The organism is uncultured Desulfovibrio sp., from assembly GCF_944324525.1.
Taxonomy (GTDB): Bacteria; Desulfobacterota; Desulfovibrionia; order Desulfovibrionales; family Desulfovibrionaceae; genus Desulfovibrio.
The window spans coordinates 64,075-86,150 of record NZ_CALUWS010000006.1 but is presented as its reverse complement, the minus strand read 5'-3'; the positions used below and the strand labels follow the sequence as shown (position 1 = coordinate 86,150).

The 22,076-nt window shown below is 65.6% G+C and carries 19 protein-coding genes; 2 read left to right on the top strand and 17 right to left on the bottom strand.

Annotation, left to right across the window (positions count from 1 at the left end; genetic code table 11):
* Positions 1-160: 160 nt before the first annotated feature.
* The 12 genes from Q0K12_RS03115 to epsC all read right to left on the bottom strand — a co-directional run bounded on the left by Q0K12_RS03115 (position 161) and on the right by epsC (position 14,316).
* On the bottom strand, positions 161-379 hold the full coding sequence (locus tag Q0K12_RS03115; RefSeq protein ID WP_296303953.1) for a TraR/DksA family transcriptional regulator: 219 nt from the start codon (positions 377-379) through the stop codon (positions 161-163).
* Positions 380-484: 105 nt separating this feature from the next.
* On the bottom strand, positions 485-1,684 hold the full coding sequence (locus Q0K12_RS03110; RefSeq protein WP_297260296.1) for an aspartate aminotransferase family protein: 1,200 nt from the start codon (positions 1,682-1,684) through the stop codon (positions 485-487).
* A 176-nt stretch (positions 1,685-1,860) separates the two neighbouring features.
* Entirely contained in the window at positions 1,861-2,343 is a 483-nt protein-coding gene (gene dut / locus Q0K12_RS03105; protein WP_297260294.1) for a dUTP diphosphatase, read from the bottom strand.
* Positions 2,344-2,523: 180 nt separating this feature from the next.
* Positions 2,524-4,056 (bottom strand): YifB family Mg chelatase-like AAA ATPase, encoded by a 1,533-nt coding sequence (locus tag Q0K12_RS03100; protein ID WP_297260293.1) that lies wholly within the window; start codon positions 4,054-4,056, stop codon positions 2,524-2,526.
* A gap of 340 nt (positions 4,057-4,396) precedes the next feature.
* Positions 4,397-5,035, bottom strand: coding sequence for a signal peptidase I (lepB, locus tag Q0K12_RS03095; RefSeq protein WP_297260291.1), 639 nt, complete (start codon positions 5,033-5,035; stop codon positions 4,397-4,399).
* 69 nt (positions 5,036-5,104) lie between these two features.
* Positions 5,105-6,484 carry a sodium-dependent transporter gene (locus Q0K12_RS03090; protein ID WP_297260289.1) on the bottom strand — a complete coding sequence of 460 codons (1,380 nt, stop codon included), beginning with the start codon at positions 6,482-6,484 and terminating at the stop codon, positions 5,105-5,107.
* Positions 6,485-6,617: 133 nt separating this feature from the next.
* Entirely contained in the window at positions 6,618-8,000 is a 1,383-nt protein-coding gene (locus tag Q0K12_RS03085; protein WP_297260287.1) for a sodium-dependent transporter, read from the bottom strand.
* Positions 7,997-9,334, bottom strand: a complete 1,338-nt coding sequence (locus Q0K12_RS03080) for an amidohydrolase family protein (protein WP_297260285.1) — start codon at positions 9,332-9,334, stop codon at positions 7,997-7,999. Before Q0K12_RS03080 ends, Q0K12_RS03085 begins: the two co-directional genes overlap by 4 nt.
* Before the next feature lies 1 nt (position 9,335).
* Entirely contained in the window at positions 9,336-10,640 is a 1,305-nt protein-coding gene (locus Q0K12_RS03075) for an NCS2 family permease (protein WP_297260299.1), read from the bottom strand.
* Between the two features lie 233 nt (positions 10,641-10,873).
* Entirely contained in the window at positions 10,874-11,479 is a 606-nt protein-coding gene (locus Q0K12_RS03070; protein WP_297260283.1) for a MarC family protein, read from the bottom strand.
* Between the two features lie 192 nt (positions 11,480-11,671).
* Entirely contained in the window at positions 11,672-12,946 is a 1,275-nt protein-coding gene (locus Q0K12_RS03065) for an amidohydrolase family protein (protein ID WP_297260281.1), read from the bottom strand.
* A 464-nt stretch (positions 12,947-13,410) separates the two neighbouring features.
* Positions 13,411-14,316 (bottom strand): serine O-acetyltransferase EpsC, encoded by a 906-nt coding sequence (gene epsC / locus Q0K12_RS03060; RefSeq protein ID WP_297260280.1) that lies wholly within the window; start codon positions 14,314-14,316, stop codon positions 13,411-13,413.
* Between the two features lie 170 nt (positions 14,317-14,486).
* Here epsC and Q0K12_RS03055 point away from each other — a divergent pair, with 170 nt between their 5' ends.
* Positions 14,487-15,083, top strand: coding sequence for an OmpH family outer membrane protein (locus Q0K12_RS03055; RefSeq protein WP_297260278.1), 597 nt, complete (start codon positions 14,487-14,489; stop codon positions 15,081-15,083).
* A gap of 146 nt (positions 15,084-15,229) precedes the next feature.
* Positions 15,230-16,318: an efflux RND transporter periplasmic adaptor subunit gene (locus Q0K12_RS03050; protein ID WP_297260276.1), complete on the top strand. Its 1,089-nt coding sequence runs from the start codon at positions 15,230-15,232 to the stop codon at positions 16,316-16,318.
* A 700-nt stretch (positions 16,319-17,018) separates the two neighbouring features.
* On the opposite strand, the gene Q0K12_RS03045 is transcribed toward Q0K12_RS03050, so the two are convergent.
* From Q0K12_RS03045 to mreC, 5 genes are read right to left on the bottom strand one after another with little or no spacing between them, the layout of a single operon-like run.
* On the bottom strand, positions 17,019-17,369 hold the full coding sequence (locus Q0K12_RS03045) for a polymer-forming cytoskeletal protein (protein WP_363315614.1): 351 nt from the start codon (positions 17,367-17,369) through the stop codon (positions 17,019-17,021).
* A 28-nt stretch (positions 17,370-17,397) separates the two neighbouring features.
* Complete coding sequence (rodA, locus tag Q0K12_RS03040) at positions 17,398-18,504, bottom strand: rod shape-determining protein RodA (protein WP_297260273.1); 1,107 nt, start codon at positions 18,502-18,504, stop codon at positions 17,398-17,400.
* A gap of 9 nt (positions 18,505-18,513) precedes the next feature.
* Entirely contained in the window at positions 18,514-20,616 is a 2,103-nt protein-coding gene (mrdA, locus tag Q0K12_RS03035; protein ID WP_297260297.1) for a penicillin-binding protein 2, read from the bottom strand.
* A gap of 31 nt (positions 20,617-20,647) precedes the next feature.
* Positions 20,648-21,118, bottom strand: coding sequence for a hypothetical protein (locus Q0K12_RS03030; RefSeq protein WP_297260272.1), 471 nt, complete (start codon positions 21,116-21,118; stop codon positions 20,648-20,650).
* Entirely contained in the window at positions 21,115-22,011 is an 897-nt protein-coding gene (mreC, locus tag Q0K12_RS03025; RefSeq protein WP_297260270.1) for a rod shape-determining protein MreC, read from the bottom strand. Before mreC ends, Q0K12_RS03030 begins: the two co-directional genes overlap by 4 nt.
* Positions 22,012-22,076 lie beyond the last annotated feature (65 nt).

Here is a 22,076-nt window from a genome sequence, read left to right as displayed (position 1 = left end):
ATAAGTATTTATTTTACAACAAGTTATAAAAATATCTCAGTCAGAACATATTGCCTGATAATGAGTCCTGACCTTAAGCGAACGCGCCGAGGGGAGAAGGGAAATGGGGGAAGAGGAGCACACCCCTTCCCCCATAGACATATTCGTTGTGAGACAGGCCCTAATGGCTGGATTCCCGCTCTTCCTGGCAGCTCAGGCACAGCCCCACACCGGGCAGAGCCTCAAGGCGCTTGGCCGGGATGGGTTCACCGCATTCCCGGCAGCAGGGGACACCGTCTATCCATTCCGGGCCGCCACGGTCCATCTGGGAGCGGGCGCGCAGCAGGGCGGACTCCCTGTCCAGTCGTTCCAGTTCCGTGGCCTGATCGAAAACATCCATGCTTTTCTCCTTGGCAAAGGAAGCGGCAACCTTGCCGCAGCAAGGTTGCCGTATGAGTGATGCCGTCGTGTAGCACACAGCCGGACGGCTGTAAACCGAAAAGGCCTAGCGGCCCTGCAGAATATCTTCCAGCGTGGCCAGGAAGGCGTCGAGGTCGGCCTTGTCCACGTTGAGCGGCGGCAGCAGGCGCAGGGTGACGCCGTGGCTCAGATTGCAGATGAAGCCGCGCCGGATGAGTTCCTTCCAGACGTCGGTACCGTCCGCGCACAGCTCGATGCCGATCATGAGGCCCAGTCCGCGCACTTCCCGGATCTTGCCGGGCACGCGCTGCATGAGGGCCGTGGCCGCCGCCCGCACTTCCGCGCCAAGGCGTCCCGCCCGTTCCACAAGGCCGTCACGCTCCATGATCTCGATGGTCTTGGCCGCCACGGCGGAGACCAGCGCGCCCCCGCCGAAAGTCGTGGCGTGGCTCCCGGCCACGAAGCCGCGGGCAGCTTCGCTGGTGGCCAGCATGGCGCCCATGGGCAGACCGTTGGCCAGCGACTTGGCCACGCTGATGGCGTCCGGGCGAATATCGTAGTTCTGGAAGGCCCAGAACTTGCCGGTACGGCCCATACCGGCCTGCACCTCGTCGCAGAGCAGCAGGATGTCTTTCTTGCGGCACAGGGCTTCCACGCCCTTGAGATACTCCGCGGGCAGCGGCAGCACGCCGCCCTCGCCCTGCACGCACTCCAGCAGCACGGCCGCGGTCTTGTCGCTGATGGCCGCCTCCAGCGCCGCCAGATCCCCGGCGGGCACCTGGCGGAAGCCTTCCGGCAGCGGCGTGAAGCCGTCGCTCAGGCTTTCCCGGCCGGTGGCCGCCAGCGCGCCGAGCGTACGCCCGTGGAAGCAGTTGCCGAGCGTGATGATCTCATAGGCGTCACGCTGCTTGATGCTGCGCATGTAGCGGCGGGCAAGCTTGATGAGCGCCTCGTTGGCTTCGGCCCCGGAATTGCAGAAGAAGGCCTTTTCATGATGGGTGGTGGCAAGCAGCTTCTGCGCCAGATCGAGCTGCTCCTCCTGATAGAAAAGATTGCTCACATGCCAGAGCTTGCGGCTCTGGGCCGCCAGAGCGTCGCAAATCTCGCCGTTGCAGTGGCCCAGGCCCACCACGGCGATACCGGCCAGCAGGTCCACATATTCCTTGCCGTCCACATCCCACAGGCGCGAGCCTTTGCCGCGCACGATGGCCAGCGGATAACGGCTGTAGGAACGGCAAAGCAGGTTTTCTTCACGGGCAACAACGGCATCATACGCTTCCGACATGACACTTTTCCTCATGGGGCCGCAAGGCGGCGCTAAACTGTTCCGGCGATTCCGGGAGGCCGGGCCTCCGTCCGGGGCGGCAGACCCTCGACGTAACGGAACGCCACTGAAAAATATTTCCACGAAACGACTGGCCGTCTGGTTTGTAACGCGAAGCGTTGCAAACGAAACATGCGCTATCGTCCGGTATGTCCAAAGCCGCCGCTGCCGCGCTCGGTATCTTCAAGTCGCTCCACCACGTCCCAGTCGGGCCGGACGACGGGCTGGAAAACGAGCTGGGCCATGCGCTCGCCGTGCCGCAGCACGCGCTCCTCACCCGAGGTATTGAGCAGCATGACGAGGATCTCTCCCGTGTAGTCCGGATCGATGAGGCCGACCCCCTGGGCCACCGTCAGCCCCTCGCGCGCGCCAAGCCCGCTGCGGGAATACAGAAAGCCAGCCAGCCCCGCGCATTCCGGCTGCACGCTGATCCCCGTGGGCACGCAGATACGCTCACCGGGCGCTATGCGGACCTCGGGCGCGTCCAGACAGGCGCGCAGATCAAGACCGGCGGACAACCGGGTAGCCGGCTGCAGCGCGCCGGCATACAGCTCTCTGGCTTCAGGACGGACAAAGGCAAGACGAACTCGGCTGGATACGGAAAGGCTCGGCTGGTGCATGGAGGGAAACATACGCTCGCGGCAAAGGTGCGCTCCTCGCCCGCGCCACCCACGGCAGCGAGGCCAAGAAGAAGGACGGGCGTAAGCATGCCAAACTTGCGTCCGCAGGTCGAGGGGTGAAATCACAGCAAACAAAAAAATCTTTACCTTCCCCAGTCGCCGCGGCGAGCCCCGGAGAGGTCAGTCCGCCGGGCGGTCCAGCACCCGCAGGGAAATGGCTTCCGCCAGATGTTCCCCCCGCAGGGAGTCGCTGTCGTCCAGATCGGCGATGGTGCGGGCCAGCCGCAGGATACGGGTATACGCACGGGCCGACAGGCCGAGGCTGTGCACGGCCGCCCGCAGCAGGGCCTCCCCTTCGGCATCGGGGGCGCAATGCCGCTCCAGCAACGCGCCGGAAAGCCCGGCATTGCAGCGCACGGGCGTTCCGGCAAAGCGGGCCTCTTGACGCTGCCGCGCCGCCGCCACCCGCCGCGCCATATCGGCCGAACTCTCGCCCGCCTGACCGCCGCGCAGATCCTCGTACGGCACGGCGGGAACCTCCACATGCACGTCGATGCGATCCAGCAGCGGCCCGGACAGCCTGGCCCGGTAGCGCGCCCGCTGCTCGGGACGGCAGGTGCAGGCGTGTTGCGGGTCGCCGTGATAGCCGCAGGGACAGGGATTCATGGCCGCCACCAGCATGCAGTCGGCGGGGAAGGTCACGCTCTGGCTGGCCCGGGCGATGCTGACCACGCCGTCCTCCAGCGGCTGGCGCAGAGCCTCGAGCGCCGTTTTGGCGTATTCCGGCAGCTCGTCCAGAAAGAGCACGCCCCGATGGGCCAGCGAGACTTCTCCCGGCCGGGGATGCGCTCCGCCCCCCACCAGCGCCACTTCCGAGATCGTATGATGCGGCGAGCGGAACGGGCGGGAGCGCACCAGTCCGCCGCCATCCCGCAGGCGTCCGGCCACGCTGTGGATGGTGGTCACTTCCAGCGCCTCTTCAAAGGACAGGGGCGGCAGGATGGTGGGCAGCCGCTGGGCCAGCATGGTCTTGCCGCTGCCGGGCGGGCCGATCATGAGCAGGTTGTGCCCGCCGGCGGCAGCCACCTCCAGCGCCCGCTTGGCCGCCAGCTGCCCCTTGACCTCGGCGTAATCCCCTCCCCCGGGACAGCCGCCCGCCAGTGGCGCGTCCGCATCCGGCGTCAGCGGCTCCAACCGCGTCTCCCCCTGCAGGAAGGCCACGCATTCGGTCAGCGTCCGCGGGGCGTACACGCTCATCCCCTGCACCACGGCCGCCTCCTGCCCGTTGGCCGGAGGCACGATGCAGCGGCGCGCGCCCGTACGGCGGGCCAGGATGGCCAGCGGCAGCACGCCGGATACCGGCCGCACCTCGCCGGAAAGGGAAAGCTCCCCGGCGATGTAGGCATTCGCCAGACAGTCCGGCGGCAGCTGACCGGAGGCCATGAGCAGGCCCAGCGCCAGCGGCAGATCATAGGCCGTGCCGCTCTTGCGCCGTCCGGCCGGGGCCAGATTGACGGTGATGCGCGCCGGGGGCAGGCGGAACTGCCCGGCCCGCAGCGCGGCAAAGACCCTGTCCCGGGCCTCGCGCACCGCCGCCTCGGCAAGGCCGACCATGGAAAAGGCGGGCAGGCCCTGCCGGACCAGCTCCACTTCCACGTCCACACGGTAAGCGTCCACTCCTTCCCATCCGGCGCTGTTCAGGCGAATGACCATAGCGTGCCGTCCTTGAGCATTTTCCGTTTGTAACGCCTTGCGTTTCAAGCCATACGGCTTGTCGTTTCGCGGAAAAAACGCGGTTTTTCCGCTCACCTTGGGCCGGGCGGCGCTGTGCCGCCGCCTCGCGTTTCACCTTTTTCCAAGGTGAAACGCTCTTGTTGCGCAAAAAAGGGCACGACCCGCGCCATGCCCTTTTTCGTCCGTCCTTTTTAGCGCGTTTTCCGTTTGAAACGCTTCGCTTTTCACACATGCGGCCTGGCGTTTCGCGGAAAAACGCGGCTTTCCGCTCACTTTGGCCCCGGAAAACGCCGTACGGCCGCCTCGCGTGTCAAGCGCTCTATTCGATGGCCTTGCCCAGCCGGTCGAAGCGGAGGGACTGCATGAGGCTGGCCGCCTCGGAATCCCAGGACCAGTAGATGCGCCAGGCCCGCGCGCGGATGGCGTCCCGCGAGACAAAGCCCCAGAAGCGCGAATCCTGGGAATTGTCACGGTTGTCGCCCATCATGAAATAATGCCCTTCGGGCACGGTCACGGGGCCGTAATTGTCCCGCACGCCCAGGATGTTGTCCGGGTCGGTGAAGCGGATGAAACCTTCCCTCACCGGCTCGTTGTTGCGGTAAAGCTGCTTGTTGCGCACTTCGATGACGTCCCCGGGGACGCCCACGATGCGCTTGATGAAATCGACGGAAGGATCCTTGGGATAGGCGAAAATGACGATATCCCCCAGCCGCGGGTCGCGCCCGTCATAAATGGAGATGTCCGTAAAAGGGATCTTGAGGCCGAAGGTAAACTTGTCCCCCAGCAGATAATCCCCCACGAGCAGGGTATTCATCATGGATTCCGAAGGGATCTTGAAGGACTGCACGATAAAGGTACGGATGACCAGCGCCAGCAGCAGCGCCAGCACCAGCGCCTCGGCATATTCGCGCACCAGGGATTTTTTGCGGCGGCGGCCGCCGCCCAGAATCTCGCTCATAACACACCTTTCCGCCCTGCCGCAGGCGGGAATGCTCACGGGTTCACGGGAAAGGACAGGCTCCGGCTCCTACTTCCAGAACTTGTCCACATAGCCCATTGCCAGTACGAAGACGATGAGACAGGGCAGCACATAGGTCAGATAGCCGCGCAGCCAGCGCGGGAACTTGAGGCCTTCGCCCATGTCCACCTCGGTGATGAAGTTGTCCCAGCCCCAGGCGCGGCGCATGGTGCAGAACAGCAGGAAGATCAGCCCGCCCAGCGGAAGGATGTTGTTGCTGATGAGGAAGTCCTCCAGATCGAGCACGGAAGAACCCGCCCCCAGCGGCTGGAAGTCCGCCAGCAGGTTGAAGCCCAGCGCACAGGGCAGGGAAAGCACCCAGAGGCCGATCATGTGCAGCACCGTGCCGCGCCGCCGCGGGATGCCCCAGACGTCCGCCGTATAGGAGATGATGTTCTCGAACACGGCGATGACCGTGGACAGGGCCGCAAAACTCATGAAGACGAAGAAGAGCGCCCCCCAGATGCGGCCGCCCTCCATGCTGTTGAAGATGTTGGGCAGCGTCACGAACACGAGGCCCGGCCCGGCGTCGGGCTTGACGCCGAAGGCGAAGCAGGCCGGAAAGATGATCAGTCCGGCCATGATGGCCACGAAGGTGTCCAGTCCCACGATCCACACGGCCTCGCCGGTGAGGGCGCGATCCTTCGGCTGATAGCTGCCGAAGATGCACATGGCCCCGATGCCCACCGACAGGGTGAAGAAAGCCTGGTTCATGGCCGCATTGATGACGGCAAACAGACCGGTCTGTTCGATCTTGGCGGCATCCGGCGCCAGATAGAAGGCGATGCCCGCCCCGGCGCCCGGCAGAGTGACGGAACGCAGCACCAGCGCCACGAGGATGAGCAGCAGGCCCAGCATCATGAGCTTGACCACCCGCTCCACGCCCTTCTGCACGCCCAGCGCGCAGACGCCGCAGCCGATGAGCACCACCAGCGTCATGCCGATGACCTGCACGTCGGGCTTGCCGAGGGTCGCGCCGAAAAAGGCGCCCACCGCCTCGGGGGCAAGGCCGCTCAGCTCGCCGGAAGCCATGTACCAGCAGTACGCCAGCATCCAGCCCGTCACGGTGGTGTAGAACATCATGAGCAGATAGCTGCCCACCAGCGCGAACCAGCCGCAGTGATGCCACTGGCTGCCCCTGGGCTCCAGCAGGCGGAAGGCCAGGCCCATGTTGCGGCGGGCGGCGCGGCCCACGGCGAACTCCATGATCATGGTCGGCACCACCGCCACCAGACAAAGGAGGTAGATCCCCACAAAGATGGCCCCGCCATACGCCCCTGTGATGTAGGGGAAACGCCAGACGTTGCCGAGGCCGATGGCGCAGCCTGCCGACAGCAGCAGAAAGCCGAGGCGGCTGCCCAACATTTCACGTTGCGCATGTTCAGACATGAGCTGATCCTCTTGCGGATGAAGTCCCGCGCGCAAGGCGGCGGGCCCGCGCGCAGCCGCCTACCATAGCCCAGTCCGGCCCATGACGCAATGCCGCCCTGTCCGCCGCTCGCGGAGCAGCAGCCCGCCGCGCTCACCGCAGCAGCTTTTCCAGACGCTCCACATAGCCCATAATGAAGATGAGCAGGATCAGGCAGGGCAGCACCCAGCGCAGATAGACCCGCAGCCAGGACGGGAAGCGCAGCCCCTTCCCGGCGTTGGTCTCGGCAAGGAAGTTCTCCCAGCCCCAGCCGCGCCGGCTGGTGCAGAAGAAGAGAAAGAGCAGCGTCCCGGCGAACAGCAGGTTGTTGCTGATGAGGAAATCCTCCAGATCCAGCACGTTGGTGCCCGGCCCCAGCGGCTGGAAACCGGCCAGCACGTTGAAACCCAGACCGCAGGGCAAAGAACAGATCCAGAGACCGACGAAGTGCAGCAGGGTGGCCCGCCGGCGGGACATGCCCCAGACGTCCACGCTGTAGGAGATGATGTTCTCGAACACGGCGATGACCGTGGACAGGGCCGCAAAGCCCATGAAGATGAAGAAGAGCGTCCCCCAGATCTGCCCGCCCTGCATGCTGTTGAAGATATTGGGCAGAGTCACGAACACGAGGCCCGGCCCGGCATCGGGATTGACGCCAAAGGCAAAGCAGGCCGGAAAGATGATCAGCCCGGCCATGAGCGCCACAAAGGTGTCCAGCCCCACGATGAGGGCCGCCTCGCCGGTGAGCGAACGTTCCTTCGGCTGATAACTGCCGAAGATGGTCATGGAGCCGATGCCCACGGAGATGGTGAAAAAGGCCTGCTTGATGGCTTCATTGATGGCGGTGAACAGCCCGGCCTCCCGCAGGCGCGCCACATCGGGGGCCAGATAGAAGGCGATGCCCTCCCCCGCTCCCGGCAGGGTCACGGCCCGCAGCACCAGCAGCACGAGGATGAGCAGCAGGCCCAGCATCATGAGCTTGACCACCCGCTCCACGCCCCGGCGCACGCCCAGCGCGCAGATCAGGCAGCCCAGCCCGACCACCACGCTCATGGACAGCACATGTACCGAGGGCGTGGCCAGCATCTGCCCGAAAAAGGCCCCCACGCCCGCGGGGTCGCGCCCCGCCAGCGCCCCGGAGGCCATGTACCAGCAGTAGGCCAGCAGCCAGCCCGTGACGGTGGTATAGAACATCATGAGCAGATAGCTGCCCACCAGCGCGAACCAGCCGCAGCGGTGCCAGTGCGTGCCCTCCGGCTCCAGCACCCGCAGGGCGCGCCCCATGTTGCAGCGCGCCGCTCGGCCCACGGCCAGTTCCATGACCAGGATGGGCGCCACCGCCAGCAGGCAGAGCAGATAGATGCCCACCAGCGCCGCGCCGCCGTACGCCCCGGCGATATAGGGAAAACGCCAGACATTGCCCAGACCGATGGCGCAGCCCGCCGACAGCAGCAGGAAGCCCAGACGGCTGCCCAGCATCTCGCGGGGCGCGCTCATGCGCCGGCCTCCCCGTCGCCCGCGCGCCGCCGCAGGGCCGCGGCCTCACGAGCGGCTTCCACCAGCAGACCTTCCCAGTCCACATCGGCCAGACGTCCTTCATCCAGCAGCACCCGTCCGCCCACAAGGGTATGGCTCACCTGCGCCGCCGTGGCCGTACGCACCACATGCGCGACCAGATCCTCGCGGGCGTCCGCATCCGGCGCATCTAGGCGCAGGACGGTGATGTCCGCCTTGCGGCCGGGCATGAGCGAACCGATCTCGCTGGCCATGCCCAGCGCCCGAGCCCCGCCCAGCGTGGCCATCTCCAGCACGGCGCGGGGAGAGAGGGTCGCCGGGCCGCCCTCCCGCGTTTCCTGGAGCTCTATGGCCCGCCGCATGAGCGTGAACATGTCCAGAGCGGGGTTCCACAGGGGATCGCTGCAGCCCAGGGCCACATTGACGCCGGCCGAGAGCATCTCCGGCAGGGACACGCGCCCTTCGCCGCACACGACGGGATTGCCCGGGCAATGGCAGATGCTGCCGCCGCTGCGGACCAGCAGGGGCAAATCTTCGACGCGGCAGACGTCGCACTGGGCCAGCACCGTATCCGGCCCCACAAAGCCGCTGTCCAGCAGATAGCGCAGAGGATCGACGCCGTAGCGTTCGGACAGTTCGCGCAGGGCCTCCCTGTCCTGAGCGACGGCGGCGGTCAGCAGCAGGCCCTGTCCGCGGGCCGTCTGGGCCGCCTTGGCGAGCAGGACCTTGCTGCTCCACATGAGGCCCCGCAGGCTCACCGCATAGCGCAAGCGCCCGCCGTCGGCATTGTGCCAGCGACGGCAAAGGACTTCCCCCTCCTTGAGGGACGTTTCCACAGACGCGCACAGGGCCTTGGGCAGGCCTTCGCCCTTGTCGGCCAGCGTCCTGCCGAAAGCGCCGCGCAGGCCCATGGCGTCGGCGGCCTGAAAAAGCATCTCCGCCTGCGTGGCGTCCCCCATGTCCAGAACGGCGGTGGTGCCGCTGCGCAGCAGTTCGGCCACCCCCAGCGCCGCGGAAGAAAAGGCCGACGCCCGGTCATGCCCCGCCTCCAGCGCGGCCAGCCGCCGCTGCCGGTCCCGGGAGGCCGGTTCTTCGGGATAGCGGAAAAAGCTCATGCCCAGCCGTGTCCGGCACTGGACGAAACCGGGCAGGACCACCGCCCCCCGAACGTCCAGGACGCGCCGGGCCTTCTGCCGCGTCGCGCTCTCGATGGCGGCGATGCGGCCGCCGCTGATGATCAGATCGGCCTGGCGCACGGAACGCTGGGGATCCATGCAGATGAGCGTTCCCCCTTTCAGGATGAGATCGGCTTCCATGTCACAGGCTCCGCAAGATGAAGTTGGCGGCAAAACAGGCGGCCACGATGTACATGATGGGACTGACCTCGCGTCCCCGGCCGCACAAGAGGCGCAGGGCCACAAAGCTGATGAAGCCGAAGCCGAAGCCCGTGGCGATGTTGAAGGTCAGCGGCATGGTGATGATGGTCAGGAAGGCGGGCAGGGCCACCGTAAAATCCCGGAAGCGTATGTGCACCACATCCTGCATCATGAGGGCCCCCACGATGATGAGCACCGGCGCCGTGGCGTAAGCCGGCACGGCGGCCACCAGCGGCGCAAAGAAAAGCGTCAGCCCGAACAGGGCCACGATGACCACGGCCGTCAGCCCCGTGCGCCCGCCCTGGGCCACGCCCGCGGCGCATTCCAGATAACTGGTGGCCGTGGTGGCGCCCAGCACGGCGCTGGCCATGGTGCCGATGGAGTCCGTGATGAGCGCCCGGTCCAGATTGTCGATATGGCCGTCCTCGCGCATGAAGCCCGCCTTGCGCGCCAGCCCGATGAGCACGCCCATATTGTCGAACAGATCCACCATGGTCAGGGTGAAGATGATGGAGAAGAGCCCGTGATGCAGCGCGCCCGCAAGATCCATCTGCCCGAACGTCTCCGTGGGCAGCGGCACGCTGAAGGAGATCAGCTCGCCCTCCGGCAGCCGGCTCACGCCGAGCGCCAGCCCGGTCAGCGTCACGGCCACGATGCCGATGATCATGGCGCCCGGCACGTTGCGCCCCATGAGCGCCCCGATGAGGAAGAGCCCCGCCACGGCCAGCAGGGTGGACGCCTCGTTCAGATGCCCCAGCGCCACGAAGGTGGAGGCATCCGCCACCACCAGCCCGCAATTCTTCATGCCGATAAAGGCGATGAACGCGCCGACCCCCACCACGATGGCGTACTTGAGGTCCATAGGCACGGCGTCGATGATCATCTGCCGGACCCGGGTCACGGTCAGCAGCAGGAAGACGATGCCGGAGATGAAGACCGCGCCAAGTCCGGTCTGCCAGGTATAACCGGCGGGCCCGCAGACATAGTAGGCAAAAAAGGCCGTGATGCCGAGCCCCGGCGCGACCCCTACGGGAAAGCGCGCCCAAAAGCCCATGATGAGGGTGACGATGATGGTCACCCAGATGGTGGAAGCCACGACCGACTCCCGCGGCATGCCCGCATCCGCCAGCATGCCGGGCACGACAAAGATCAGGTAGCACATGGCCATGAAGCTGGTCAGGCCGGCCAGACATTCCTGACGAACGCTGGTGCCGTGGGCAGAAAGACGAAAGAGACGCTCCATCATGGGCCGTATGCTCTCCTTGCCGGATGTGCTCTTGCCGTGCACGCCAAGCCATCCGCATTTTTAGGGAGTTCGCCCGTTGCCGCGCTGCACGCCGGCGGCAGGTCGATCGTGTCTGGACATCCTGTCCGGGGAGCCCGGTACGGCAGGCGGGGGGAACCTGCCGCCACTCGGCGTGGCGTATCCTGAGGGAAGGACCCTTCCCCCAAACAGGCAACGAATAGTGTGGACAGGCCCTAATTCAAAAAGGCCTTCATCCCCGTAAAGATCACCTGTGCGGCGATGGCCGCCAGCAGCAGGCCCGTCAGCTTGGCCAGCACGGCGATGCCGGTCTTGTGCAGCACGCGCTCCACGCTGTGGGACATGAGCAGCATGAGAAAGATCCCCAGCGCGGCGAAAAGGAGGGAGATCACGCCCACCAGGATCTCACGCAGCGTGCTGGCCGATGCGCCGATGACCATGATGGCGCCGATGGAGGCAGGCCCCATGCAGAGGGGGATGGCCAGCGGCACCACGCTTATGTCCCCTTCCTTCTGGGTGTGGTCCTTGTCCTTCTCCTCGCCCATGAGGGAAACGGCCGTCAGGAAGAGCAGCACGCCCGATCCGATGCGGAAGGCATCCAGCGTAAAACCAAAGAGCGCAAAGATATGCGCTCCGAAAAGATAGAGGACCAGCCCGATGATGAAGGCCGCCGCTGAGGTCTTGATGGCCGTGGCCGTCTTGCGGCGTTTGTCGTAATCCTTGGTGCCGCTGATGAAGGCGCTGAGCACGGCAGGCGGCGTCATCATGGCGTAGATCTTGATGGTGGTGCTGACCACCTCGCTGATGATGTTCTGATCCATGAACCTGAAACCCCTGTGCGCAAAAAAGACTGTTCCTGCTGACCGGCAGTGCGGGACCGCAGCGCAGCCCCAGCCGTCACCGGAAGCGATGCGCGGGGCTTGTACGGCGTGCGCAGCGCCGCCATTTCGCACAATTGCCTCCGGTGAGGCGCGTTATACGCGTCCTCGCCCCGTCTGCCAAGTCAAATATGGTCAGTCCGCGCCGCCGGAAAGCCACATCCCGTGCCGGGTGCGGGCCGGGTTCGCTTCGCGGCCGTCCACGGACAGGCGGTTCCCGCGCAGCCAGACCGTCCGCGGCCAGCCGCGCACGCTCAACCCCTCGAAAGGCGTGTAGTCGCCCTGATGCAGCCGCCGCGCCGTGAGCAGCCGCTCCTCCGAGGGGTCCAGCAGGCAGATGTCCGCGTCGAAGCCGGGACGCAGATCCCCCTTGCGCTGCCCGAGCCCCAAGAGCTGCGCGGGATTGCCGCACAGGCACTGCACGAAGCGGGGCAGGGTCAGACGCCCTTTGAGCACCCCTTCCGAGAACAGCAGCGGCAGACGCGTTTCCACCCCCGGGATGCCCGCCGGGCAGGCAAAGGCATCGGCGGCGCCGGCCTCCCACTTGGCGGCAAAGGTCGCATCGTGATGGTCGGACGTCACGGCATCCAGCAGGCCCGCGGCCAGAGCGTCCCACAGGCGGGCAGCCTGTTCCGCCGCACGCAGCGGCGGGCGCATGGCGTACTTCAGGCCTTCCGCCGCGCCTTCCTCATAGGCGGTCTCGTCCAGCAGGAGATATTGCGGACTGGTGGCCGCCCATACGGGCTGCCGGCGCTGCCGGGCAAGACGCACCGCCTCCAGCGAACCGCCGGAGGACAGCGGCAGCAGGGCCAGGCGGCAATCTGCCGCCCGCGCCAGCGAAAGGGCCAGGCGCGCGGCCTCCTCCTCCACATATTCCGGCGCGGCGGCCGCCCAGTTGCTGACCGCCGTGCGGCCCGCCGCCCGCAGCTCTTCTTCCAGAAAACGAGACAGGCCGGGCAGCTCGGGACGCAGCAGCACGCTTGCGCCGGATCGGGCCGCCTCGCGCAGCGCGGCGGCAGTGCCGGACGTCTCCAGACGCAGGGCATCCAGCAGCCGCAGGGGGAAAGCCGTGCTCCCCTCTTCCTCCAGAGGCGCAAGACGCACCATATCCACCGGCAGTTGCGCGGGCACGTCCCGCCCTGCGCAGCCTGCGGGCGCGGCCCAGCCATGACAGGTCGTCCCGCCCTGCGCGGCCGCGTACCCGGTGGCTTCCAGATGCTCAGGCAGGCAGTGCACCAGCACATCCACCGCGCCGGGCAGCACATAGCAGCCCGAGGCGTCCACCACGTCGGCCCCGTCAGCGGGCAGACGCTCCCCTATTTCCAGGATCCGGCCGTTCTCAAAGGAAATATCCGCGGCAAAGACGCCGTCCGGGCGCACCACGGCGCCGCCCTGAAGCACGGTTCTCACGCTTGCCTCCCCGTATGGAGCATGCTTGCGGCACCGGCCGGCCCTCTTCGCCTGAAGGCGGACCGGCGCGTCGATGCCCAGTTTTCTGTTGCGGACCGCAAGACGCGGCAGCGGGAGCGACGGCGGCGGCCCGCCCTAGAGCGGATTCGCATGGAAATCGTGTCCCATTTCAATGCTGACGCTGCCCTCACACGACGGAAAAAGCGGGGTTTTTCCGTGTGTTCGCTTGCGGGTAGTCGCTCTCGCGACTACCAGAGCAATCCCCATTTTCAATGTGGAATTGCTCTATCGCAGCCCCTGTCCCACGCCGACGCCGCCCTCCATCTGCCCTCTGGCCGTCACCTTGACGCCGCAGCCGCCCGCCAGCATGAGCAGGCAGCAGATCAGGATCATGGCGTAACGCATCCCTTCCTCCGTCATCCCGCGCTCTGTGGACGCCCCCTGCCGGACGGCATGGGCCCGCCCTATCGTGGCCGCTCCTGCGCCACCTTGGCGCCGGCGGGCACGTCGCCGGTGATCCAGACGTTGCCGCCGATGACAGCGCCCCGGCCCACGGTCACGCGGCCCAGGATGGTGGCTCCCGCATAGACGGTCACGTTGTCTTCCAGGATGGGATGGCGGGCGATGCCCTTGGTCAGGGTGCCGTCCTCATTCTTGGGGAAGGAGAGCGCCCCCAGCGTCACCCCCTGGTAGAGACGGCAGCTGCGGCCGATGATGCAGGTCTCCCCGATGACCACGCCGGTGCCGTGGTCGATGAAGAAATCCTCGCCGATGGTCGCGCCGGGATGGATGTCGATGCCCGTCTGCGAATGCGCCATCTCGGAAATGATGCGCGGCACCAGCGGCACCCGCAGCGCATAGAGCTCGTGGGCTATGCGGTGATGGAGCATGGTGTGCATGGAAGGATAGCAAAAGATGGCTTCGCCGGGACTGGTGGCCGCGGGGTCGCCTTCATAGGCGGCCTGGGCGTCGCCCGCCAGCAGGGAACGGATGTGGGGCAGCCTGTCCATGAAGGAAAGCGCCAGCTCGCGGCTGTCCTCGCGGCACTGCTCGCAGGTGCCCTGCGTGCCGTCGCAGGAAAAGCACTTGCCGCAAAGGATCTGCCCGCCCAGCAGGCGGTAGATGCTGTCCAGATTGGCCGAAAGGTGGTAGCGCAGGCTTTCGCGCAGAGGCTCCACCCCGAAATAGCCGGGAAAAAGCGCGGCGCTCAGGCGATCCATGATCTCCCTGAGCATCGTCAGGGACGGCATGGGCGCGCCCTTGGCCGGACAATGCCAGACGCGGGAAAGGGAATCCTCGTGGCAAAGACGCTCCGCAACGCTGTCGAGGCGCTGCATGGCCGGAGTCTGAAGCGTGGAAGGTTGGTGCATGGGCTGTCCTTTTTTTCGGGCAGTGTACACGGCTGCGCCCTGACTCGCAATCACGGACTATCTCCCCGCGCGTGGGAAAAAGAGCTTGTGCCGGCTGCCGAAAAAACGTAGCATACCGCTCTACAAAAATTATTTCGTCAACGGCCATCCGTTGCGAGAGGAGAATCTACATGCGTATTCGTTTTATGGCGGTTCCGCTCCTGCTGCTGAGCCTGCTGTGCGCCGCCTGCCAGCAGGGAGAGGAAAAGGCCTCCGGCCCCAGCATCGCCGTCGTGGATCTCGTGCGCGTCATGCGTGACAGCGAAGCCGGCAAGGCGGGCATCAAATATCTTGAAGACATGCGGGCGGGCATCCAGAAACAGCTTGACGACATCCAGGCCAAACTGGAAAAGGACCCGGAAAACGAGCAGCTCCAGCGGCAGCTCCAGACCGTGTACATGAGTGCCGAGCAGCAGATGGGCGAAGAGCAGCAGAACGTGCTCTTCCAGCTGCAGAACGTCACCAAGCGCGTCATGGATGAATTCCGCAAGGCCAAGGGCTATGATGTCCTGCTCAGCGCGGAGACCCTGTCCTCCTATGATGAAAAGCTGGACGTGACCAACGACCTGCTGGTGGAAATGAACAAGCAGAAGGTCAACTTCGCTCCTCTGGATGCCCCTGCCGATGAAGGCCCCAAGGCGGACGAACCGGCCGGCGACAAGAAGGAAGCCGCCAAGGACGCCGCGGCGGACAAGAAGGACGGCAAGAAGGACAAGGCTGCTGAATAACGGCAGTCCCCACGCTTACGCGGCCCCGCTTCGGCGGGGCTTTTTTTTCGCCTGTCTTCGCGCCGCCGGGCCGACGCCGGACGGCCGACGCCCGCCCTTGACGTCGGCAGGCGCATAAGGCAGGCTGACGGCATTCGAGGAATGCCATGCGAAAACTCTGTCTCCCCCTCCTCGCCGCCGGTCTGCTGCTCCTGCCTGCCTGCTCCGGCGACAAGAATACGGACAAGGCGGCCCTGGCGGCCCCTGTACATGTGCGCCCTGTGGCGCGTCAGAGCCTGCCCCGCCTCCTGCATGTGGTGGGCAACGTCAAGGCCTCGGCCACGGTGGCCGTCACGCCGCGCGTCACCGGAGAGATCCGTGAAGTCCATTTTACCGAGGGCCAGAACGTCAAGGCCGGCGATCCGCTCATCACCATCGACACCCGCCCCTTTGAAGCGGTGCTGCGCGAAAAGCGCGGCCTGCTGGCCAAGTCGCAGGCGCAGCTCAACAAGGCCCTCGACGACCGAGGCCGTTACGGCAAACTGGTGGGCGGCGGCTATGTGAGCCGCGAATCCTATGAGCAGACGGCCACCGAGGCCGCCGCGCTCAAGGCCACCGTACAGTCGGACAAGGCCGCCGTGGAAAGCGCGGAGCTCGATCTCTCCTACTGCCGGGTTACCGCCCCCATCAGCGGACGTGTGGGCGCGCTTGCCGTGGACAAGGGCAACATGGTGCAGGGCAATGCCTCCACTCCTGTGGTCACCATCGCCACGCTCTCGCCCATTTACGTGACCTTTTCCGTCCCGGAAGTGCACCTTTCCGTCATCCTCGACCGCATGCGGCAGGGGCCCGTCCACTTTACCGCCACACCTACGGGCGGCAAGCCCGAACGCGGCCTGCTGACGCTCGTGGACAACGAAGTGGACACCCGCACCGGCACCATCCGCCTGCGCGGCACCTTTGCCAACGAGGACCACAGCCTGTGGCCGGGGCAGTTCGTCACCGTCGATCTGCCGCTGGGCCGGGCGGAGAACGCGCTCACCGTGCCCAGCACCGCCGTCCAGTCCGGTCGGGACGGCGCCTATCTCTATCTTGCCGGGCCTGACGACACCGCCGTGCTGCGCAAGGTGCGCGTCCTTTTCGAGCATGAGGGGAACAGCGTCGTGGAGGGCGAGCTCAAGGAAGGCGACCGCGTGGTGGTGGAAGGCATCGTGCGACTAGCCCCGGGACTGCCCCTGCGCGTGCTCGACGACTAGAGCCTGGTGGCGCTATTTGCGTTTGTTGGGGAGAAGGGAAGCCCTCGCTCTGCTGTCGATGCCCGTAAGGCCTTGCGGCCTAACGGGCACGGCCCTTCGGGGCCGCCTTTCGGTCGCGCTCTGCTGTCGATGCCCGTAAGGCCTTGCGGCCTAACGGGCACGGCCCTTCGGGGCCGCCTTTGGTCGCCGCCGGCGCGGGAGGGCCCAACCTTTTTGCAGCAAAGCGAAAAAAGCATTCTCGTCATCCTTCCCCCCTCCCCAGCTCACTTTTACCGGGAGTAGAGTCAGGAACGCGAAGCCCCCCGCCCCAATGACAACTGGCGCGTGAACGACTTTCTTAGCTTATCTATTGGAATTGTTTATAAAATTCATATCAACAGGCCCTGGAGCATTTTCAGTTTGCAACGCTCCGCGTTGCAAACCATACGGCCTGGCGTTTTGCGAAAAAAATGCGTTTTTCCCGCTCACTTTGAACGGACGGCGCTGTGTCGCCGCCTCGCGTCTTATCTTTTTCAAAGACAAGGCGCTCTAATGCGGCCACACATGGCACAGCGGCGGTCCATCCGCTGGTCGTGCCGCTGCCCACCTTGCCGTCTCCGCCTCCCCGTCAGAGGGTAAGCGGCGCACGCGGCGACGGGCCCTGCCCGCCGCATGGCCGCCATGGCCCGGTCGTACCGGACAGGGGGAAGAAAAGGACGGTCTAGCCCTTGGGCTTTTCCGCACCGCCCTTCTTCATGAAGATCTGTCCGTCGATGATGCCGCCCTCTTCCGTCAGCAGACAGGGGGTGTGCAGCGTGCCGTCCAGCACGCCCGTACTGTGCACCACCACTCGCCGCTTGGCCACCACGTCGCCGCGCATATTGCCGGAAAGCATGAGCTCCCCTACGTGGAACGTGCCGGAGATCTGCGCGTCCTTGCCGACGATGAGCGTACCGTCACTGGTGATCTCGCCGGAAAAGACCCCGTCGATGCGCACGGAGCCCTGAAAGGCCAGCTTACCTTCGTAAACGGTCCCCGCCCCAAGAAAAGCGTTGATTTCATCCTTGCCCACGCTCAACCCCCATTTTGCCATAGATGTTTTATCCCTTGAACATGAACCGCCGCATGGACACGTTCAGCACGATGCCCAGCAGCGTAAAGTTGACCACAGTGGCGCTGCCCCCGTAGCTGATGAAAGGCAGCGGTATGCCCACCACGGGCATGAGCCCGATGACCATGCCCATGTTGATGACGATCTGTGAAAAGAAGTAAAAGAAAACCCCCACCACAAGCAAGCTGCCGAAGCGGTCCTTGGCCTGCATGGCCGTGGAAAAAATGGACAGCAGGAAGAGGGAGAACAGCGTCACCAGCGCAACGCAGCCCACAAAGCCCCATTCCTCGCCAAAAACGGCCACGGCAAAGTCCGAATGCCGCTCCGGCAAAAAACGCAATTTCCCTGCCGTGCCTTCGGTGAAGCCCTTGCCCCACATCTGCCCCGAGCCGATGGCGATGAGCGACTGCAGGATATGGTAGCCCGCGCCGCGCGGGTCGGAACCGGGATCCAGAAACGTCAGGATGCGCTGACGCTGATAATCGTGCATGACCACGAACCACATGAGCGCCGCTACGCAGGGGACCGCCAGCAGACAGGTCTTGAGCACATAGCTGCGCAAGCCGTGGAAGAGGATCATGCCGCCCATGATGAGCAGCACCAGCGTGCCCGTCCCAAGGTCGGGCTGTTCCAGGATGAGCGCGCAGGGGATGAGCCCCACGAGCAGCACCTTGAAAAAGTCTTTCCAGCCCAGGGAACGGTTATGCTGGGCCAGGATGCGCGCCGTCAGCACGAGGACCGCCAGCTTGGTGGGCTCGGACGGCTGCAGGTTCATGAAGCCCAGGGAGATCCAGCGGTTGGCCCCCATGGTCGTCACCCCGATGACCGGCACGAGCAGCAGGAGCCCCACGCAGACCAGCCAGAAGGGCCAGGCGAGGTTGCGGATCTGCCGGTAGTCGAAGCACATGGCCACGATCATGCAGCCCAGACCGCACAGGCCCCAGATCAGCTGTTTCTGGTAGAAGCTCGAAAAGGTCAGTCCGTCCTCCACGCGGATGGCGCTGGCGGAAAAGAGATTGCCCACGCCCAGAAAGAACAGCAGCACCGTACAGGCCAGCAGGCTCCAGTTGAGATGGCTGAGGAGACGCTTGTCCATGAGACTCTCCTAGGGCTGCCCGGTAAGAGGACTTGGCGGGGCGGACGGATCGATGACCCTGCCGCGGGGCGCGCCGCGCCGGGCGGGAAGGTCCGGCAGGATGGGAGCCGGAGCGGTCGGGCGCGGCGCGAGCGTGGCGCCGGACACGCGTGCCTCGCGGCGGCCCCGCGTGTTTTGCTGGCGGCCCCCCGGCACCGGCTTCAGCAGACCCGGCAGATCCGGCGGCGTCAGCACCGGCGGCTGCGACACATCGCCCTCGCCGTCGCTGGCGGCAATGACCTGCGGCGCGCCCGCATCCGGTCCGAAAAGATGCTCATAGACCTTCTTGGCCACGGGCCCGGCCACGCTGGAACCGCCGCCGCCATGCTCCACCATGACGATGACCACATAAGCCTTGCCGTTCTTGTAGCCCCAGGTGGCGATCCAGGCATGGTCGCGCTGGGCATATTCCATTTCCGCTGTACGCAGACGGCGGTCGCCGCTCATCTTGAGCTTGACCACCTGCGCCGTCCCGGTCTTGCCGCCCATGTCGGCGTCCTTGCGGCCCACCACACGGGCGGTGCCGCCGCCTGCCGTCTTGCGCATGGATTCCACGATGAAACGCAGCGTCTCCAGCCTGCCGGGGATACGGCCGCGGACCTCGCGCGGCGCGTCATTGAGCAGCTGGGGCTTGAGCAGATAGCCCCCGTTGAGCAGGGCCGACACATAAACGGCCATCTGCACGGGCGTCACCAGGGTGTAGCCCTGTCCGATGGAAACGTTATAGGTCTCGCCGCGTACCCAGGGAGCCTTGAAGCGGCGGCGCTTCCACTCGCGGGAGGGCACGAGGCCGGAACGCTCGTGCGGCAGGTCGATGCCCGTGGGCGAGCCGAAGCCGCTGGCCTTGGCAAAGGCTTCCAGCTTGTCGATGCCCAGACGCTCGGCCATGATGTAGAAATAGACGTCACAGGAGTTGATGAGCGCGGACTCGAGGTTCATGCTGCCGTGTCCGCCGCGCCGCCAGCAGCGGAAGATCTGATTGCCCAGCTTGACCTGGCCGGGACAGAAGACCGTCTCATAACGGCTGATGCCGTTCTCCAGGAAAAAGACGCCCATGAGCAGCTTCCAGACCGAGCCGGGCGGGTAGACGCTCTGGATGACGCGATTCTGCAGCGGGAAGCGGTTGCTGGTGCGCAGGGCGTCCCAGTCACGCTTGGAGATGCCGGCGGCAAAGAGATTGTTGTCATAGGCCGGCGACGTGACCAGCGCCCGCAGCTTGCCCGTATCCGGCTCCATGACCACCACGCAGCCCGCCTCGCCGGACAGGGCGTTCCAGGCGGTCTCCTGCAGGTCGCGGTCGAGGGAAAGGCAGATCTCCTCTCCGCTGCGGGGCTCCTCACGCAGGGTCTTGCCCAGCATGCGGCCATGCGCGTCCACTTCCACGCCGTACAGGCCCTTGCGGCCGCGCAGGCGCTGCTCGAGCTTGTATTCCAGCCCCTGCTTGCCCACCAGATCGCCCATAGCCAGATCGGGGTCCTTTTCCATCTCCTTCTCATTGGCCTCGGCCACATAGCCGAGCACATGGGCAAAGAGATCCTTTTCCGGATAGCTGCGCTTGCTGTGCACGGAGATCTCCAGCCCCGGCCAGTCGATAAGCTCGGCCTCGATGCGGGCCACCAGTTCGAAATCCATGTCCGTGACCATGAGCAGCGGCTCGAAGGATTTCACCTTGAAGCGGTCCACCTGATACTTTTCCCAGACCTGTTCCAGCGGGATGCCGGTCCATTGGCTGATCTGCGCCAGGGTCGCCGGGATGTCGTGACAATCCTCGCGGATGAGCGCCAGGCCGCAGGCCGTGCGGTTGTCGGCCAGCACCTTGCCGCTGTCGTCCAGGATACGCCCGCGGGGCGCGAAGATGCGTTCCTCGCGCAGGCGGTTGGCCTGCGCCTGCCGCGAGAATTCCTCGCCCTTGTGCATCTGCAGATACCAGAAGCGGGACACGAAGACGAAAAAAAAGATGGCCACCAGTCCCTGCAGCAGCAGGGCCCCGGTGCGGGGCGGCTGGTACCCTTCGTTATCCACCTGCTGCGGCCCGAACCAGCGGGAGCGCCGGGACGGTTCCGGCTGCTGCAGCGAAGGACCGCGGGACGAATCGGCGGGATGCTTATTCTTCACGTGGCACTATCCAGCGGCGCAGGCCGGCCAGCAGCCACCAGGCCACGGGCACGTAGAGCGCCTGAATGAGACTCTTGTCCAGGGTCCCCTGCGCATCGAAACCGGGAACGTCCTGCAGGGGCGCCATCAGCCAGGCAATGCCGAAATAGGCGGCGCCGAACCATGTGGAGAGCAGGAGGACAAAGAAAAAATTGTTCACTTCGAACAGCCAGCGCCCCAGCTTGTAGAGCAGGACGAGCGCCGTATACCAGGCCACGCTGCTGCCGAAAAGCGCCGTGCCCATGCCTTCCTGCAGGATGATGAACACCGGCAGGAGCCAGGCCAGATTGCGGTAGTCCCGGTCTTCCAGCAACAGGATGAGCCCCACGGCAAAGGCATCCAGCCCCGGCACGACGGACTGCAGGGCAATGCCGGCCACGATGAAGGCCGACCACCAGAGGACATGACGCAGCATGATCATGGCAGCGGCTGGGCCGTGGCGGGCAGCGGCGGTCCCACAAATTCCGGTGGCGGCCCGCTGGGCAGGTTGGGGCGGACGATGCCCGTGGATTCCAGCAGGAGCACTTCCTCGAGATTGCGCAGGTCCACCAGCGGCTGGGCCTTGATGGTCAGGAACTGATTGTAGTTGGAAGGCTCCGCGCTGATGACGCGGGCCACGGGGATGCCTTTGGGATATTTGCCGTCCAGACCGGACGTCACCAGCACTTCGCCCGGGCTCACCGGCGTGCCCAGCTGGGCGAACCGCACTTCGAGATGCTGATGCACCCCCTGCCCGGACAGGATGCCGGACACGCGGCCTTCCTGCGAGAAAACGGCGATGCGGCTGCCGGGGTCGGTCAACAGGAGCACCGTTGCCGAATGCGGACTGGCGCGCAGCACCCGGCCCACCAGACCAAGCTGGGTCACCACCGGCGTGCCCGGCCGTCCGCCGGTGCTGTAGCCCCGGTTGATGGTGATGCTGTCCAGCAGGCCGTTGGGCCCCATGCGCCCGGCCAGCACCCGCGCGCCCACGGGCTTCCAGGCCTCGTCCACGGGCAGCTCGAGCAGCTTGCGCAGGCGGCGCAGCTCGGCCAGGTCCTCGCCGGTGGCCATCATGCGGGCTTCCAGTTCTTCCAGGCGGGCCTTGAGGCGCTGGTTCTCCTCACGCACGCCGACCAGATCGAAATAGTGATCCCAGGTCTCGCTGACGCCGCTCTCCACGGCATGCACGAAGGAAAGCACCGTCCCCGTGACTTCCAGTCCCAGCATCCCGGCAAAGTCATCCAGGGCACGCGTGCGCTGATTCCAGGTGAACATACCCAGAAAAAGGATCAGCAGGGTTCCCGCAATGAGAAGGAGTCGGCGAAAGGTCACAGGCTGTTCCGTTGGGCGGCGAGCGGCGGACGGGCTTCCCGGGCTGCCGGATTTCCCCTTTTCGA

What these genes read in the sequence shown, in the direction of transcription:
- Q0K12_RS03030 (WP_297260272.1), bottom strand. Translation starts at nt 21,118, where the DNA reads ATGATCATGCTGCGTCATGTCCTCTGGTGGTCGGCCTTCATCGTGGCC.
- Q0K12_RS03055 (WP_297260278.1), top strand. Translation starts at nt 14,487, where the DNA reads ATGCGTATTCGTTTTATGGCGGTTCCGCTCCTGCTGCTGAGCCTGCTG.
- Q0K12_RS03070 (WP_297260283.1), bottom strand. Translation starts at nt 11,479, where the DNA reads ATGGATCAGAACATCATCAGCGAGGTGGTCAGCACCACCATCAAGATC.
- rodA (WP_297260273.1), bottom strand. Translation starts at nt 18,504, where the DNA reads ATGGACAAGCGTCTCCTCAGCCATCTCAACTGGAGCCTGCTGGCCTGT.
- dut (WP_297260294.1), bottom strand. Translation starts at nt 2,343, where the DNA reads ATGCACCAGCCGAGCCTTTCCGTATCCAGCCGAGTTCGTCTTGCCTTT.
- Q0K12_RS03100 (WP_297260293.1), bottom strand. Translation starts at nt 4,056, where the DNA reads ATGGTCATTCGCCTGAACAGCGCCGGATGGGAAGGAGTGGACGCTTAC.
- Q0K12_RS03050 (WP_297260276.1), top strand. Translation starts at nt 15,230, where the DNA reads ATGCGAAAACTCTGTCTCCCCCTCCTCGCCGCCGGTCTGCTGCTCCTG.
- lepB (WP_297260291.1), bottom strand. Translation starts at nt 5,035, where the DNA reads ATGAGCGAGATTCTGGGCGGCGGCCGCCGCCGCAAAAAATCCCTGGTG.
- Q0K12_RS03115 (WP_296303953.1), bottom strand. Translation starts at nt 379, where the DNA reads ATGGATGTTTTCGATCAGGCCACGGAACTGGAACGACTGGACAGGGAG.
- Q0K12_RS03110 (WP_297260296.1), bottom strand. Translation starts at nt 1,684, where the DNA reads ATGTCGGAAGCGTATGATGCCGTTGTTGCCCGTGAAGAAAACCTGCTT.
- Q0K12_RS03075 (WP_297260299.1), bottom strand. Translation starts at nt 10,640, where the DNA reads ATGATGGAGCGTCTCTTTCGTCTTTCTGCCCACGGCACCAGCGTTCGT.
- epsC (WP_297260280.1), bottom strand. Translation starts at nt 14,316, where the DNA reads ATGCACCAACCTTCCACGCTTCAGACTCCGGCCATGCAGCGCCTCGAC.
- Q0K12_RS03080 (WP_297260285.1), bottom strand. Translation starts at nt 9,334, where the DNA reads ATGGAAGCCGATCTCATCCTGAAAGGGGGAACGCTCATCTGCATGGAT.
- Q0K12_RS03085 (WP_297260287.1), bottom strand. Translation starts at nt 8,000, where the DNA reads ATGAGCGCGCCCCGCGAGATGCTGGGCAGCCGTCTGGGCTTCCTGCTG.
- Q0K12_RS03090 (WP_297260289.1), bottom strand. Translation starts at nt 6,484, where the DNA reads ATGTCTGAACATGCGCAACGTGAAATGTTGGGCAGCCGCCTCGGCTTT.